This window comes from Burkholderia sp. 22PA0106 (assembly GCF_047497155.1).
GTDB lineage: Bacteria > Pseudomonadota > Gammaproteobacteria > Burkholderiales > Burkholderiaceae > Burkholderia.
Genome location: NZ_CP163162.1, coordinates 1,047,299 through 1,062,976, shown reverse-complemented (window position 1 = coordinate 1,062,976; position 15,678 = coordinate 1,047,299). Strand labels below are relative to the sequence as shown.

Genomic DNA, 15,678 nt, shown 5'->3' with positions numbered 1-15,678 from the left:
GCCGTTTGTAACACACATCTCGACCACGAACCCCGGCCGACCTAAGCCCCCTGCGCCGCCATCCGGAACGCCGCCGTCAACTCGCGCAGCGTATGCGCCTGATCGGCCAGCGCCGTGGCCGCCGCCGCGCTTTCCTCGACAAGCGCCGCGTTCTGCTGCGTGACCTGATCCATCTGCGTGATCGCCAGCCCGACCTGCTGGATGCCGTCGCTCTGCTCGCCCGAGGCCTGCGCGATCTCGGTGACGATGCGGGTGACGCGGTCGATGGCGGTGTCGATCTGCGCCATCGTCGCGCCGGTGTCCTGGATCAAGCCGGCGCCGGCCTCGACGCGCGAAGTCGCCTCGGCGATCAGCGCGCCGATCTCGCGCGCCGCCGTGGCCGAGCGCTGCGCGAGGCTGCGCACCTCGCCGGCCACCACCGCGAAGCCGCGCCCTTCCTCGCCGGCCCGCGCGGCTTCCACCGCCGCGTTAAGCGCCAGGATGTTGGTCTGGAACGCGATGCCCTCGATCGTGCCGATGATGCCGGTCATGCGCGCCGAGCCGGTGTGGATCGCGCGCATCGTCTCGATCATGGTGCCGACCGCCTCGCGCCCGCGCCCGGCCAATTCGGCCGCGCTGCGCGCCAGTTCGCTGGCCTGGCCGGCGTTGTCGGCGTTCTGGTTGACGGTCGCCGTCAGTTGCTCCATCGCGGAGGCCGTCTCGCTGAGCGACGCGGCCTGCTCCTCGGTGCGTTGCGACAAATCCTGATTGCCGGCCGCGATCTGCTGGGTCGCGCCGGCAATCGCCTGCGACCCCGAACGCACGGCCGCCACCGTGGCGGCGAGACTGGCCTGCATGCCGGCCAGCGAGCGCAGCAGCGTGGCCATCTCGTCGTTCGAGCGGATCTCGACGCGGGTGGTCAGGTCGCCCGCCGCGATCGCCTCGAACTGCTGCATCGCCGAGGCCAGCGGCGTCATGATCGCGCGCCGCAACGCGCGCCAGCCAAACCACGACACCACCAGCGCCAGCACCAAACTGGCGATGCAGATCGCCATCAGCACGTGAAAGCGCGCATCCGAATGCCGCCCGGCCGCGCTCGACTGTCGGTCGAGATAATCCTCGAGCGCGCCCTGGCTCGCGTTCATGGCGGTGTAGAGGCCGATCAGTTGCTGCGCGCGTTGCGCGTCCATCCAGCCGGTGTTGCCGCTGCGGATCGCCGCGATCAACTGATCGATCGCATCGCGACGCACGGCGGCGCGCTTGGCGTCGAGGTCGTCGGTCAACGCGCCCAGCTCGGACGATTTGGGCAGCGCGCGAAAACGCTTCCACCAGTTGTCCGAATCGATCAGCAGCGCGGCGGCGCGATCCAGTTGCGGCACGAGTTGCGGCGATTGCGGGTTCGCGATCGCCCAATCCAGCCCGAAGCGCGCGCGCGACATGGCCGTGTTCGATTTGCCGAGTGCCACGGCCGAGGCGTAATAGACGTCATACGCTTCGTGCTGCGAACGATTGCTGGCGTTCATGCCGGCGATGCCGATGCCGCCCGTGACGATCAGCAGCAGCGCGAGAAACAGCACGATCGCGGCGATCCGGGCATTGAGGGTGAGGTGTTTCATCGTCGGGGGTGAAGGGGGAGGAATGGCGTGCCCGGCGCACGCGCAAACAAACGCCCGCCGCCGCGCACGATCGGCGGCAACGGCGGGCGCGCGCTACGTCAGCTTTTTCGGTCGGTCATGAACTGGCCTTCCGGCGCCTTCGCCTCGACCTGACGGCGCGTATGGCCGTCAAGGCCGCCGTCGACGGCCCATTCGGCGAACACGGTCGGGCCGGGTTCGAAATCGCGCGGCTGCCAATCGGGCGTGAGTTGATCCTCGTCGGCGTAGTACTCGATCAGCCCGCCAGCCGGGTTCTTGAAGTACCAGAAGTACGCCGACGACACCGGGTGCCGCCCCGGCCCGAGCTGCGTTTGCCAGCCGCAGCGGCTGATGTGCAGCCCGCCGCCGAACACCTCGTGGATGTCGCGCACGGTGAACGCCACATGATTGAGGCCCTTCTTGCCGTTCGGCAACGCCAGCAGAAAGATGTCGTGATGGCCGCCGTGCGGCGCGCAACGCATGAACGCGCCGCGCTCCGGGTAGCGATCCGACATCTCGAAGCCGAGCCGTTCCTCGTAGAAGCGCTGCTGCTCGGCCAGGCAGTTCGTGAAGAACACCACGTGGCCCACCTCGACCGGCTCGGCGTGGTCGTACACCGGGCTCGGCGTATCGACACGCAGCGGCGTCTCGCCCCACACGTTCGACGGCGAACCCTTCACGTCGATGGCGCGCTTGCGCGTGACTTCCACGCGAATCGCCATGCCGGCCGGATCGGTGCAGCCCACGGCCGCGTCAGTCGCGTAGTAGCCGGGCGCACCGGCCAGGCGCTCGCGGTACAGCGCGAGATCGGCCGCGTTCGCCACGCCCCAGGTCACTTCGCGCAGCGTCGGGCCTGCCTCGAAGGCCGGCGGCAGCGACGGGTCGTCGGCCTTCACGGCCAGCACCGTGCAGCCGTTCAGCGTTTCGAAGCGCCCGCGGCCGGCGTCGTGCGCGACCTCGCGCATGCCCCAGTCGGAAAAGAAACGGCGGCAGGTATCGAGATCGTCGACGCCGTAGGTGATCTGTTCGATGCCCAGAATCGTCATGTTGCCTTGCCCCTTTAGTTCGCCCACGCCAGCGGCGCGTCGTTCAAGCCCCAATAGAGGCTCTTCTGCTGCATGTACTCGCGAATCCCGAGCCGGCCCTTTTCACGGCCCATGCCGCTGTCCTTCCAGCCCGAGAACGGCGTGGAGATCGAGAACAGCTTGTAGGTGTTGATCCACACGGTGCCGGCTTCCAGCGCGCGCGCCACGCGCCAGGCGCGCTTGTAGTCGCGCGTCCAGATGCCGGCGGCCAGGCCGAACACGCTGTCGTTGGCCTCGGCCAGCAGCGCGGCCTCGTCGTCGAACGGCATCGCCACCAGCACCGGCCCGAAGATCTCCTCCTGGCAGATGCGCGCGCTATTGCCCAGGCCTTCGAGAATTGTCGGCTGATAAAAATAACCGTGCTCGCGCCCCTCGCCCACCGGCCGCTCGCCGCCGCACAGCAGGCGCCCGCCCTCTTCCAGCCCGATCGCCACGTAGCGCTCGACCGATTCGCGATGCTTGGCGGTGATCAGCGGCCCCATCTGCGTGCCCGGCAGCGACGGATCGCCGACCCGCAGCTCGCGCGCCTTCGCCACCAGCCGCCGCATGAATTCCGCGTAGATCGGGCGCTCGACGAACAGCCGCGAACCGGCGATGCACGCCTCGCCCGACGAACTGAAGATGCCGTACAGCACGCCGTTGACGGCGTGGTCGAGATCGGCGTCGGCGAACACCATGGTGGGCGACTTGCCGCCCAGCTCCAGCGACACCGGCATCAGCTTCTCGGCGGCGATGCGAGCGATGCCGCGCCCAACCTCCGTGCCGCCGGTAAACGACACCTTCTTGACGAGCGGATGGCGCACCAGCACATCGCCGATCACCGAGCCCTTGCCGGGCAGCACGCTCAGCACGCCCGGCGGCACGCCGGCTTCCTCGCAGATGCGGGCCAGCGCGAGCGAGGCCAGCGGCGTGACTTCGGCCGGCTTGAGCACCACCGCGTTGCCGCCCGCCAGCGCCGGCGCGAGCTTCTGCGCGTCGGAGGCGATCGGCGAATTCCACGGCGTGATGGCCGCGATCACGCCGATCGGCTCATGCACGCTCATCGTCAGGTAATCGCCGCGCGAGGGCGTCAGTTCCTCGTCGAGCGTTTCGAGGCAGGCCCCGTAATAGCGGAACGTGTTGGCGGCGCTCGCCACCAGCGCGCGCGTCTCGCCGATCGGCTTGCCGTTGTCGCGGCGCTGCAACTGCGCGAGCGCTTCGTGGCGCGCCGTGATCAGGTCGGCGATGCGATACAGCACCAGCGCGCGCTGATGCGGCTTGAGGCCGGCCCAATCCGCGCGGCGCCAAGCCAGGTCGGCCGCTTCCACGGCGTCGCGCGCATCGTCGGCGTCGGCCGTGGTGATTTCCGCGTTGACCGAGCCGTCGGCCGGATACAGGCTCGCGAACACGGCGCCGCGGCCGCGCTTCCACACGCCGCCGACGAAGATCTCGTCGGTCGGCACGAGCGTGGCGATGATGTCCTTGTCTGACATGTCGGGCTTCCTCGTTCAGATCACACAATGGGCCGCGCGGTTACGCAGCGCGCGAATCGCGCTGAATGCCGTCAGCGCGGAGGTTTTCGGGTTGTCGGGCAGCGGCTTGCCGCACATTTCCAGCGACATCTCGCCGAACGCGCCGGTGGCGACGATGCGGTGCACGTTGCGCGTGACCTGCGGATCGGCAATCAGCCGCACGCGCGTGTTGTCGAGGCCCAGGCCCGCCAGCGCGACGGTGGCCGCCACGTTGGCGTTCTTCGGGTACAGCCGCGCGGCGTCGCGCGCGCTGCCTTCGAAAATCACGCGCGCCTCGGTGAGCGCGTGCAGGTCGCACACCGCCTCGGCCGGCGTGCCGAGCCAGCCCACCGGCGGCTTGCGGCCGATGTACTGCACGTCGTCGAGGCCGCCTTCCTTGGCCGACGCGAGCGCGTCGATGCCGCCGATCGCGCCCGACAGCAGCGAGACGGTGGCATTGCCCTCGGTGGCCGCCAATTCCAGCGCTTCGAGCAGCGCCAGGTCGGACAGCGCGCCGATCGACGCCACCACGCAATCGGTGCCGGCCTTCAGCAGCGGCACCACGTGATCGATCAGCGCGCCGTGGCCCGCGCATTCGAGCGCGAAACGCGGGCGGTGCGCGAGCGCCGCGACCGAGCTGACCACGTCGACCTCGGGGCCGGTGATGGCGCGCACCATGTCCCGCTGATGCTCGGGCACCACCACCTGCGCCACACGCACCAGCGGGTCGGCCGCGACGGCGCGATACACCGTCTGCCCGATCGCGCCGAAGCCGATCATCGCCACTTCGATGCGTCGGCCGGGCGACACCGTGGAATCACGCATGTTCGGGCTCCTCTTTCTTGACCGGCGGGCCGGCGAACGCGGTGGCGAACGAGCCGATCGACAGCATGTCGACCTCGACCATCACCGGGCCGCTGGCCGCCATGCCCTCGCGGATCACGGCCTCGGCCTGATCGAGCGACGAGATGCGGTAGTGGGTCAGGCCGAAGCTCGCGCAGAACTGCGCGAACTCGGGCTGGTGCAGTTGCACGTAGCAGCGGCGGCCGCCGTATTGCGCGTCCTGGATGTTGCGGATCACGCCGTAGCACTGGTCGTTCATCAGCACGATCATCACGTTGGCGTTTTCCTGCACGGCCGTGACCAGTTCGCCGACATTGACCATCAGGCCGCCGTCGCCCACCAGGCTAACGGTTTTCGCGGCGGCGTTGGCGAGCGCCGCGCCGATCGCCATCTGCACGCCCTGCCCGATGCCGCCGCCCAGCGCGTGCACGCCCGCGCGCGGCTCGAAGATCTTCAGCATGCGGTTGCCCCACGTGCTGTTCGAGATCGTCACGTCGCGCACCCAGTTGAAATCGCGGCCCACGGCCTGTTGCAGCGCCTCGACCAACTGGCGATACGGGCCGAGGCCCTTGCCGGTTTCGGCCACGGCCACTTCGCGCACCGCCGCGAGATCCTGCGCGAACGCCGGATCGACGTTCAGGCGGCCTTCGAGGCGCGTGGCCAGTTCGTCGAGAATGGCGGCCGCATCGCCGTGCACGAACTGCGTGTTGCGATAGCCGCGGTTGTCGGCCAGCGCGTCGGCGTCGATGCGGTACAGCGGCTGCGGCAGCGCGAGCTTGTACTTCAGCGTTTCGTTGCCGCGCAGGCGCGAGCCCACCACCAGCATCGCGTCGCAGGTGCGATAGAACGCCTCGACGCTCGGCTGCACGTTGAACGCGCCGAGCGTGGCCGGGTGATCTTCCGGCAGCACGCCACGGCCCTGCACGCTGGTCACCACGCCGAAGCCGAGCCTGACGAGCCGCTCGACCTGCGCGCGCGCATGGCGGGCGCCACCACCGAGCCACAACAGCGGGCGCTTGGCCGACGCGAGCGCCTCGGCCAGTTGCTCGACGCGCTGCGTATCGTGGGTCGGCAGGCTCACGTGCGGCGCGCTCAGATCGGCCGGCCATTCGATCAGGGCGGCCTGGATGTCGATCGGAATCTCGACGCTGACCGGGCCGCTCGGCGCGGTTTGCGCCACGCGCACGGCCTCGCGCACGATCGACAACGCCGTCTCGACCGAACGCACGCGGTAGGCGGCCTTCGAAATCGACGACAGCATCGTCAGTTGATCGGGCGCTTCGTGGATGTAGGCCAGATCCTGATCGAGATACTGCGTCTCGATCTGCCCGGTGATGTGCAGCAGCGCGGTGCCGGCGGTCAGCGCCTCGACCATCGCGCCGGCCGCGTTGCCCGCCGCCGTGCCGGTGCTCGTGAACGCCACGCCGAGCCCGCCCGACACGCGCGCCAGGCCGTCGGCCATGTTCAGCGCGCCGGCTTCGCCGCGCGCGCCGACATAGCGGATGTTGCCGCGCGTGTTGATCGCGTCGAGGATCGGCATGTTGTGAATCGAGATCACACCGAAAGCGGTCTGCACGCCGCATTGTTCGAGAAAAGCGGCGATCAGTTCGCCGACGGTCGTGGTATTAGACATGACGTGCAACGCCTCCAGAAACATCGATATGGCTGCCGGTCGTGTAGGACGACAGCGGCGTGGCCAGATAAAAAAGCGCTTGTGCGGCTTCTTCGGGGCGGCCGAAACGGCCGAGCGGAATCTTCTTTTGACGCGCGAGTTCGCCGGTCCAGTCTTCCCAGCTCTGGCCCGGCTGCGCCTGCGCCTCGTAGCGGCGGCGCCACTGCCCCGATTCGACGATGCCGATCAGGATCGAGTTGACGCGCACGCGGCGCGGCGCGAGTTCCACGGCCAGCGACTTGACGAGGTTCAGCACGCCGGCGCGCGCCGACGAGGTGGCCACCATGTGCGGCTCGGGTTGCAGCGCGAGCAGCGAGTTGACGCAGACGATCGCGCCGGCGGCCGCTTCGAGCATCGGCAGGAACGCCCGCGTGGGGCGCACGATGCTGAAATACTTGAGGTCGAGTTCTTCGCGCCAGGCGTCGTCGCTGGTGTCGGCGAAGGTGGACACGCGGCCCTGCCCGGCGTTGTTCACGAGCATGTCGGCGCGGCCGAACGCGGCCTGCACCGCTTCGGCGAAGCGCGCGACGTCGTCCGCATCGAGCACGTCGCAGCGCGCGGCCAGCAGCTTCGCGTCGGGGAAGGCGTCGCGCAGTGCGCGCTCGGCGCTGGCCAGGCGGCCGGCGTCGCGGCCGCAGAGGGCCACCGATGCGCCCGCCTGCAGGAACAGCCGCGCGGTGGCGAGGCCGATGCCGGACGAGCCGCCCGTCACCACGGCCACCTGCCCTGTGAGGTCGATCTGAATCATTTAGATTTCCAAAGCGTTCATGAAGCGTTGTTCCGCCGGCGGCCGGTAGTTGAGCCGCAGCGAGAGTTGATGCGCGGTGGCCCGAACCTGCTCGATCAGCCCGCTGGCCGGCAGCGTGGTGTCGAAATGGGCGCGCGGCACCGTGGCGGTCACCACCGCGACGATCCGCCCCGCGTCGCCGAACACCGGCGCGCTGACCACCGAGATGCCGTGCTCGAACGACGATTCGCTGGTGGCGTAGCCTTGCTCGGCGTCGGCACGTGCACGCTCGAACAGTTCCTCGACGGTGCCCGGCGTGTGCTGCGTGAAGCGTTGCAGCGTGAGCCCGGCGTACAGCGCGCGCAGTTCGTCGAGCGTCAGGTCGCCCATCAGCACCTGGCCGTGGGTGGTGGCGTGCGCCGGCAAGCGCGTGCCCACGTTCACCTTGACCGCGCTGAACGCCGGCGCGTGGCTCTGCGCCTTCGCGACGAACACCACGTCGCGGCCATCGCGAATCACGATGTGGGTGGACAGGCCCGTGCTGTCGCGCAAGGCCTCGATCAGCGGCAGGCCGAGGTCGGTCAGCTCCAGCGAACTGAGGTATTCGAAGCCGAGCCGCAGGATCGCCACGCCGAGCCGGTAATTGCGCTCGCCGTTGGCGCGCTCCAGAAAGCCCAGCGATTCGAGCGTCTGCAGCAGCCGGAACACCGTGGTGCGCGGAATGCCGAGCCGGCGCGACAGTTCGGGCGCGCCGAGGATCGGCTCGTGCGCCGAGAATTCGGTCAGGATGCGCAGGCCGCGATCGAGGCCCGGCACCAGGTAGTTGATCTCGCCCGGCCCTTCGATGGCGGCCGGTGCGCGCTCGGTCGATGCCGGCGTCATGCGTTCGTCTCCCGGTGGTGCTGCGATTTGTGCTGCGATCGGTGCTGCGATTCATTTGCTTCGCACTGCTTGGCGAATGCATCGATCAGCGTGGTGTAGGCGTCGGGTGCCTCGATATAACCGGCGTGGCCCGCGCCCGGAATGGTTTGCAACGGCACGCCGGCCGCCTGCGCGATGCGTGCGCACGCCTCGGGCGGCGTGATGCCGTCCTGCGCGCCGACCGCCACCGCGATGCGGCCACGGTATTGCGCCACGTCGGCGGCCAGATCGGCATTGGCGAGCAGGTGCGTGGCCTGCGCGTAGCCGGCCGGCACGATGCGCGCCATGTTCCAGCGCACCCACTGCCGCGCCGGTTCGCTCGCGTGCGGCGACAGCATGTTCGCGCTGCGTTGGTCGGCCAGCCCTTGCGGGCCGAGTTCGGTCAGCATCGCGAGGCGGCTGTCGCGCTTTTGCGTGCGAACGGCTTCGCTCGCCGCACCGTAACCCCCGGCAGGCGACAGCAGCAGCAGCCCCGCCACGCGGCCCGGATGCAATGCCGCGAACCGCCCAGCGACGATCGCCCCGAGCGAATGCCCGACCAGCACGCAGCGCGCGATGCCCAGCGCATCGAGCCAGCCTGCCAGCGTCTCGGCGTAATCGGCGGCGTGCGGCGAGGCCAGGCCGACCGGCGTCGATTCGCCATAGCCCGGCGCATCCCAGGCCAGCACGCGGCGCGCGGCGCCGAGCGCCTCGAACTGCAGCACCCACGACGCCGCGCCCGAGCCGATGCCGTGCAGCAGTACCGCCGGCAAGGCTTCGGCGCGATCCGCGCCGGCCTCGCGATACCCGATGACGCGCGACGGCGCGACGTCGATCCGGCGCTCGGCAAACGCCGCGAGCCGATCGCCGAACGCTGGCAGGCTGTGCTGGTCGTGCATGGGCGGCCTCTTATTTCGCGAGTTCGCGCTTGATCTTCGCGAGCGGCGAATCGGGCGGATAGGTCGGCGTAACCGGCTTCGGCGAACCGAGCATCACGCACATCAGCGCGTCTTCCTCGCCGACGTTGATTTCCGTGCGATAGACACCCGGCGGCACCGAAATCAGATCGCGCTCGCCCAGCACCGATTCCCAGGTCTCGCCATCGCGCTCGCAGACCACCTTCATCTTGCCGCGCAGCACGAAGAAGATTTCTTCGACATCCATATGAATGTGGCTCGGGCCGATGTTGCCGGCCGGAATCACCATCGTCGAGAACGTGAAGCCGCCGGCCGGCACCGTGTTGACGTCCTTCGCGACACCGGTGCCGCCGGTGCCGACGTAGCGCATCTGCGCGCGGCGGTATTTCGGGTCGTAGTCGGCCTGGAACTTCAGCGCGTCCCAGTCGTAGCGGCGCGTGGCGAAGCGCGCGACGCGCGCCTCCATCCACTGCTCGAAGCTCGCGTCGGCGGGCTGGTCCCACGATTTACGTTCGATATCGGCATCGGCCATCTTCATTCTCCAAATAGGCTCGCGCAGCGGCGAGCGTCAGTTCATTACAAAGCCGCCGTTGACCGGCAGCACCTGGCCCGTCAGATAGCGCGCGGCGTCGGACAACAGGAACAGCACCGGCCCGGTCACGTCAGCGGGCACCTGGGCACGCGAGATCGCGCGGCCCTGCTGGTAATGCGCGTGGCGCTCGGCAGGCACGTATTCGGTGGCTTCGACCTCGGTCAAACCCGGCGCGACGGCGTTCACGGTGATGCCGTGCGCGCCGAACTCGCGCGCCAGCGAACGCGTCATCGCGATCACCGCGCCCTTGCTGGCGACGTAGGCGAGCAGCTTCGGCGCGCCCCACAGGGCCGTGTCCGACGCGATGTTGACGACGGCCGCGCTCGCCGATTCGCGCAGGTACGGCAGCGTCTCGACGCACATGCGCCAGGTGCCGCGCACGTTCACGTTCATCACGGCGTCCCACGTTTCGAGGCTCAATTCCTCGGCGAAGCGGCCGCCCGAATTGGTGATCGCAGCGTTGTTGACGAGCGCATCCACGCCGCCCAGCCGTTGCGCGGCCGTGGCGACGAACGCCTGGATGCTGGCGTCGTCGCTCAGGTCGAGCGCGACGAACTGAACGCGGCTGCCGAGCCGCTCGGCAAGCCGTTGGCCTTCGTCGTGCAGCACGTCGCCGAACACGACGTTCGCGCCGGCCGCGGACAGCGCCTCGACGAACGCCGCGCCCAAACCGCGCGCGCCGCCCGTGACGATCACGCGCCGGTTGTCGAGCCTTGCATCGGTGTCGCGACAGGTTGGGAGATTCATCGCTCCTCTCCGTTCATTTGTTCCATATAAGGAACAGTGGTTTATATGTGGTCATTATAAGGTTGCCGGCCACGGGTCAAAAAGAAATTTGGCGGCATCAGGGAAAACACTAGCGCGCCAACGCGTATCGCGACAAAACCCCTTCCTGCAAGGATCGAAAGCAATCTGTTGCATCGAGACGAATTCGGGTAAGCCCGAGCACCAAGCTTTTTTTGTCCACGCTCGCATCTCATTATAATTTCCATAGGAGATACGTTGTTCCTTATATGAAACAAACAAGGCAAGCAGGAACATGCATTTCCGCGACGCGGCACGCCGGCATCAACGTTGGCGGCACGTCGCCCCACCAGGCTCTATCGAACGACCATATCTATTAGGAGTACGGACTGTGAAGCGCATCATTGCTGCCGGGGTGGCAGGTCTTGTGGTTAGCGCGACGGCGTCGGCGCAGAGCAGCGTCACGCTGTACGGCAGCCTCGACGCGGGGGTGGCCTATATCAGCAACGTCGCGGGGCATGCGAAGTGGATGGAGGAGCAAGGCAACACGCAGCCCGACCGCTGGGGCCTGACCGGCACGGAGGATCTCGGCAGCGGCTGGCGCGCGGTGTTCAAGCTCGAAAACGGCTTCTATACGAACACCGGCAGCTTCGCGAAGGCGGGCACCCTGTTCAATCGTCAGGCCTATGTGGGCTTGAGCCAGAACCGCGTCGGCACGCTGACGCTAGGCCACCAGACGCCGTTCAACTTCGACGTGCTCGGGCCGTTCAGCACGGCGTATCAGGGGCAGAGCTGGTTTGCGTTCCACCCGGGCAATATCGACGAGCTGGCCGACACGGGCATCGTGCCGTTCGACAACTCGGTGAAATTCCGGTCGGTGGATTACTACGGCTTCAGCGTGGGCGCGATGATGGGCCTCGGCAACACCACCAACTTCGCAACCGGCCGCAACTACGGCCTGACGCTGACCTATGCGAACGGGGGGCTCAAGGCCGGCGCGGTGTACTCGAACGAGAGCAACCGCACGCCGTCGATCGTCACCACCGGCATCACGAGCTTCCAGGGCGTGGCGGCCGCCAACTACACGGCGGCCAAGGTCGAGAACATGGGCGCGGGCTTGTCCTACCAGATCGGCAAGCTGCTGCTGCACGGCGTGTATACGCACGTGAAACTGCAATCGGCGGGCTTCTCGGATATCTACCAGAGCTACGACGTGGGCGCGAACTATCTGGTCACGCCGTTCAACAACGTGGGGGGCGGGGTGTCCACCACCACGCTGTCGGGCCGCCGCTGGACGCTGCTCGAGATCGGCGACACCTACTCGCTCTCCAAGAGCACCCAGTTGTACGTGAACGTGATGGTCGAGCACGCCAACAGCAATGCGAACGCGGCGTTCTTCACGGCCGGCGTATCGGGCGGACGCAACCAGACCATCGTGCTGTCCGGCATCCACCACTCGTTCTGATTTCGCAGCTTCGAGCCAGCCGGCGCGCAGCGAGGTTTCGGCCTCGCCGCGCGCCGTTTTTACGTTCAGACGTGCGCGTAGGACTGGGTGGGATCGCCGACGCGCGGCCGGTAGTTGAGCCGCGACGACAGATCGAGCGCCGCCTGGCAGGTGCGCGCCACGAGCGGCGCGCGTTCAGCCTCGCCGATGTCCGAGCGCGGCACCGTGACGGTCAGCGCCGCGACGATGCGGCCGGTGTGATCGCGCACCGGCGCGCTGATCGCGGAAATGCCGCGTTCGAACGAGGCCTCGCTCAACGCGTAGCCCTGCGCCGCCGTTGCGCGAATGCGCTGGTACAGATCATCCACGGTGGCCGGCGTGCGCTCGGTGAAGCGCGACAGCTCGCGCTCCGGATACAGGCTGCGCAACTCGGCCAGCGTCAGGTCGCCCATCAGCACCTGGCCGTGCACCGTGGCATGCGCGGGCAACCGCGTGCCGACGTGCACCTTGACCGAGCTGAACATCGGATCGCGCGTCTGCGCCTTGGCGACGAACACCACGTCGCGCTGGTCGCGAATCAGCAGATGCGCGCTGAAGCCGGTGTCGTCGCGCAGCCAGTCGAGCACCGGCTGGCCGAAATCGGTCAGTTCGAGCGAATTCAGATATTCGAAGCCGAGCCGCAGGATCGCCACGCCGAGCCGGTAATGGCGGTCGCCCGGGGCGCGTTCGAGAAAGCCGAGCGATTCGAGCGTCTGCAGCAGCCGGAACGTGGTGGTGCGCGGAATGCCGATGCGCTTGGACAATTCCGGCGCGCCCAGGATCGGCTCGCGCGAGGAGAATTCGGCCAGAATCCGCAGCCCGCGTTCGAGGCCCGGCACCGAATAGGACGACCCGGCGCCCGAGGCGGCGCCGGCTTCGTCATCGGCTTCGGCCGGGGCGTCGAGCGACGCATCGAGGGAGGAATCGGGAGTGTCCGGCACGGCTTCGACGTCGTGCGTCTGATCGGCGCGGGGCCGTTTTGCAGTGCCTGGAGGGGTTGCTCGCGCCATGATCGGCAAGATTGGGTAGGAAAGATGACAGATGATAGCGCGAAGGCCCGGCCGGCCGGAATTCCGGCCCTATCGCGTTCGTGCCGCGTTCGTGCCGCGCGCCGCCGCGCCTGTCATCTTCCTGTCCTGCTGCCTCAGAGGTCGAGCACCAGCTTCTCGCCCTTGCAGCCCGACACGCAGATCATCATGACCTGGTTGCTCGCGCGCTCCGACGCACTGAGCACCGAATCGCGATGATCGGGGCACCCGGACAGCACGCGCGTTTCGCACGAGCCGCAAATCCCTTCCATGCAGCTGTGATCGACCTTCACGCCGGCCGCCAGCAGCGAATCGAGCAGCGACTGCCCCGCCGCCACCTCCACCACCTGCTTGCTGCGCGCCAGTTCGACCTGATAGCCGTGGCTGGCTGCCGGCGCGGCCTGCGGGGCCGCCGCGAAACGCTCCACGTGGCGGTTCGCGATGCCGCTTGCTTCGCAGGCCTGATCGAATGCGTCGAGCATCGGCGCGGGGCCGCAGCAATACACGTGCGCACCGGCCGGCGCCTCGGCCAGATAGGCCTTCAGGTCGGCCGGGCCGCCCTGCTCGTCGTCGAAATGCACGCGCAACGCGCCGCCGAGGCCGCGCAGCTCGTCGAGGAACGCCGCATGATCGGCGCTGCGCGCGCAATACAGCATCTGCACCGGGCGGCCCAGTTCGAGCAGCCGGCGATACATGCACAGGATCGGCGTGACGCCGATGCCGCCCGCGATCAGCACGCTGTGCGAAGCGGTTTCGTCGAGCGCGAACAGGTTGCGCGGCGCCGACAGCGGCACGCGCATGCCCACGCGGAAATTCTCGTGGATGAAGCGCGAGCCGCCGCGCCCCTTCGGGTCCACCTGCACGCCCACCACGTAGCGGTGCGTCTCGCTGCCCGGATTGAGCAGCGAATAGCTGCGCACCAGCCCGCTCGCCAGATGCAGGTCGATGTGCGCGCCCGCCTCGAACGCCGTGAAGCGTTCGCCGCGCGGCGGCACCAGTTCGATGCTCATGATGCCCGTGGCCTCGTGGCGCAGCGTGCGCACGATGGCCGTGTGGGCCGGTTGATTGCTCATCTTCGCGTCTCTCGCGTCTCTCGTGTTGCTTTATCGCGTTGCTTTACCGTGCCGCGGCCCGGGCGATGCCGAGCCGCGCGCATGCCTCGATCTCGACACGCAATTCCGGAAACACCAGCCCCGCTACCTCGACCAGCGTCGAGCACGGATACGGCGCGCCTTGCGCCGCCTGCGAGGCGAAGAATTCCCGGCGCGCGCGGCCGACCTCCGCCTTGTCGGCGATGTCCGTCACGTACACCACGAGCTTGTAGATGCAGCCGAGATCGCCTCCGGCCGCTTCCACCAGCGCGCGGATCTTCTCCAGCACCACCAGCGTCTGCTCGTAGGTGGACAGCCCGCCTGCCGCCGCCAGCGTGGCCGGATGCGCCGTCATGCCCGACAGGATGATGTCGTCGCCGATCACCAGCGCGTTGCTCCAGGTGGCGCCCGGTGCTTCCGGCACCGCCTCGCAACGCACAGGCGTCGGCGCGTTCTGCGCCACGTTCACCGCGCCGCCCCGTTCTCGATCTGCTGCTTCGCGAGGTTGCGCAGATGCCGGCGCAACCGCACGATGCCCATGTCGTGCTGATACAGGTGCTCGTTCTGGTTCGCGTCCGGCTCCATGTATTCGAGGATCTCGCGATCCTGTTCGAGCACGGCCCAATGGCGCGCTTCGAGGCGGTTGCGATACAGGAAGCGCCAGGTGTCGCGCTGCCAGCCATCGACCTTGCGCACGCGCCAGTGGAACACCGCCGCCAGGTTCGGGCCGATCGGCGTGTAGCTGCCGATGATGATGAAGTTGCCGCCGGGGCCGCCCGTCTTCGGATACGGGATTTCGAGGCGCATCCAGTGCAGGCCCGTGTCGGCCCATTCGGTCCAGTCGAAGTTCACGTCGCGCTGGCCGACCTTCTCGAACACGAAGCCGCGCTCCGTGTCGCGAATCGTGAACGTGGCGCTGATCTCGCCCTCGGCCATCGAATGCGACTGCTTGTGCAGATACGCGCCGTGCATCGGGTCCATCACGTTGTCGAGCACGAAGCGGTAATCGCCCTTCCACTCCGTGTAGCAGAGGAACGACGAGAATTCGGCGCCCGTCAATTCCTCGGGCAGCACCAGCGGCGGCGGCTCGTCGACGTTCTCGGCCGAGTTGTACAGAAACAGCGCGCCGGCGGCCTCGCGCACGTGGAACGAGCGCGCGCCGCGCGAGCCTTCGAGCTTGCAGCCCGGGCTGCCCGGCACCGACGTGACCACGCCGTCGCAACGCACATGCACGCCGTGATAGCCGCACTGGATGCGATCGCCGAGCACCACGCCGCGCGAGAGCGGCGCGCCGCGATGCGGGCAGTGATCCTCCAGCGCGTAGGGCGTGCCGTCCACGTCGCGCCAGAACACGAGCTTGCGGCCCAGGCGGCGCAGCGATACCGGCTCTTGCTTGACGAACGACGACGGGCAGATCGGGTACCAGAGATTCTGCAGGCCGCGTTGCAGCGTGCCGTCGATATCGTCTTTCTGATCCGTATTCATGGGGTTCT

General features: G+C 68.1%; 15 protein-coding genes. 1 reads left to right on the top strand and 14 read right to left on the bottom strand.

Going from position 1 to position 15,678, the window contains the following annotated elements:
• Positions 1-41 precede the first annotated feature (41 nt).
• The 10 genes from AB4850_RS04590 to AB4850_RS04545 all read right to left on the bottom strand — a co-directional run bounded on the left by AB4850_RS04590 (position 42) and on the right by AB4850_RS04545 (position 10,586).
• On the bottom strand, positions 42-1,595 hold the full coding sequence (locus tag AB4850_RS04590; RefSeq protein WP_414441420.1) for a methyl-accepting chemotaxis protein: 1,554 nt from the start codon (positions 1,593-1,595) through the stop codon (positions 42-44).
• 98 nt (positions 1,596-1,693) lie between these two features.
• Positions 1,694-2,659 carry a VOC family protein gene (locus AB4850_RS04585; RefSeq protein WP_414441419.1) on the bottom strand — a complete coding sequence of 322 codons (966 nt, stop codon included), beginning with the start codon at positions 2,657-2,659 and terminating at the stop codon, positions 1,694-1,696.
• Between the two features lie 14 nt (positions 2,660-2,673).
• Positions 2,674-4,170, bottom strand: a complete 1,497-nt coding sequence (locus AB4850_RS04580) for an aldehyde dehydrogenase (protein ID WP_414441418.1) — start codon at positions 4,168-4,170, stop codon at positions 2,674-2,676.
• Between the two features lie 15 nt (positions 4,171-4,185).
• Complete coding sequence (locus tag AB4850_RS04575; protein WP_414441417.1) at positions 4,186-5,013, bottom strand: aspartate dehydrogenase; 828 nt, start codon at positions 5,011-5,013, stop codon at positions 4,186-4,188.
• Complete coding sequence (locus AB4850_RS04570; protein WP_414441416.1) at positions 5,006-6,664, bottom strand: thiamine pyrophosphate-binding protein; 1,659 nt, start codon at positions 6,662-6,664, stop codon at positions 5,006-5,008. The genes AB4850_RS04575 and AB4850_RS04570 overlap by 8 nt, the downstream gene beginning before the upstream one ends.
• Positions 6,657-7,451 (bottom strand): SDR family oxidoreductase, encoded by a 795-nt coding sequence (locus tag AB4850_RS04565; protein ID WP_414441415.1) that lies wholly within the window; start codon positions 7,449-7,451, stop codon positions 6,657-6,659. The genes AB4850_RS04570 and AB4850_RS04565 overlap by 8 nt, the downstream gene beginning before the upstream one ends.
• Positions 7,452-8,312 carry an IclR family transcriptional regulator gene (locus AB4850_RS04560; RefSeq protein WP_414441414.1) on the bottom strand — a complete coding sequence of 287 codons (861 nt, stop codon included), beginning with the start codon at positions 8,310-8,312 and terminating at the stop codon, positions 7,452-7,454.
• The gene (locus AB4850_RS04555; RefSeq protein ID WP_414441413.1) at positions 8,309-9,229 is read right to left on the bottom strand and encodes an alpha/beta fold hydrolase; all 921 of its coding nucleotides are present in this window, start codon (positions 9,227-9,229) and stop codon (positions 8,309-8,311) included. Before AB4850_RS04555 ends, AB4850_RS04560 begins: the two co-directional genes overlap by 4 nt.
• A 10-nt stretch (positions 9,230-9,239) precedes the next feature.
• The gene (locus tag AB4850_RS04550; RefSeq protein WP_414441412.1) at positions 9,240-9,779 is read right to left on the bottom strand and encodes a cupin domain-containing protein; all 540 of its coding nucleotides are present in this window, start codon (positions 9,777-9,779) and stop codon (positions 9,240-9,242) included.
• Between the two features lie 36 nt (positions 9,780-9,815).
• Positions 9,816-10,586 (bottom strand): SDR family oxidoreductase, encoded by a 771-nt coding sequence (locus AB4850_RS04545; RefSeq protein WP_414441411.1) that lies wholly within the window; start codon positions 10,584-10,586, stop codon positions 9,816-9,818.
• 388 nt (positions 10,587-10,974) lie between these two features.
• Between AB4850_RS04545 and AB4850_RS04540 the strand changes: the two genes are divergently transcribed.
• Complete coding sequence (locus AB4850_RS04540; protein WP_414441410.1) at positions 10,975-12,048, top strand: porin; 1,074 nt, start codon at positions 10,975-10,977, stop codon at positions 12,046-12,048.
• A 65-nt stretch (positions 12,049-12,113) separates the two neighbouring features.
• Here AB4850_RS04540 and AB4850_RS04535 read toward each other — a convergent pair whose 3' ends face one another.
• The 4 genes from AB4850_RS04535 to AB4850_RS04520 all read right to left on the bottom strand — a co-directional run bounded on the left by AB4850_RS04535 (position 12,114) and on the right by AB4850_RS04520 (position 15,670).
• A complete protein-coding gene (locus AB4850_RS04535) occupies positions 12,114-13,076 on the bottom strand; it encodes an IclR family transcriptional regulator (protein ID WP_414441409.1) in 963 nt (320 codons plus the stop codon).
• Positions 13,077-13,210: 134 nt separating this feature from the next.
• Positions 13,211-14,167 (bottom strand): PDR/VanB family oxidoreductase, encoded by a 957-nt coding sequence (locus AB4850_RS04530; RefSeq protein WP_414441408.1) that lies wholly within the window; start codon positions 14,165-14,167, stop codon positions 13,211-13,213.
• 43 nt (positions 14,168-14,210) lie between these two features.
• Positions 14,211-14,654 (bottom strand): RidA family protein, encoded by a 444-nt coding sequence (locus AB4850_RS04525; RefSeq protein ID WP_414441407.1) that lies wholly within the window; start codon positions 14,652-14,654, stop codon positions 14,211-14,213.
• Positions 14,651-15,670 carry a Rieske 2Fe-2S domain-containing protein gene (locus AB4850_RS04520; protein ID WP_414441406.1) on the bottom strand — a complete coding sequence of 340 codons (1,020 nt, stop codon included), beginning with the start codon at positions 15,668-15,670 and terminating at the stop codon, positions 14,651-14,653. The genes AB4850_RS04525 and AB4850_RS04520 overlap by 4 nt, the downstream gene beginning before the upstream one ends.
• Between the last annotated feature and the right edge of the window lie 8 nt (positions 15,671-15,678).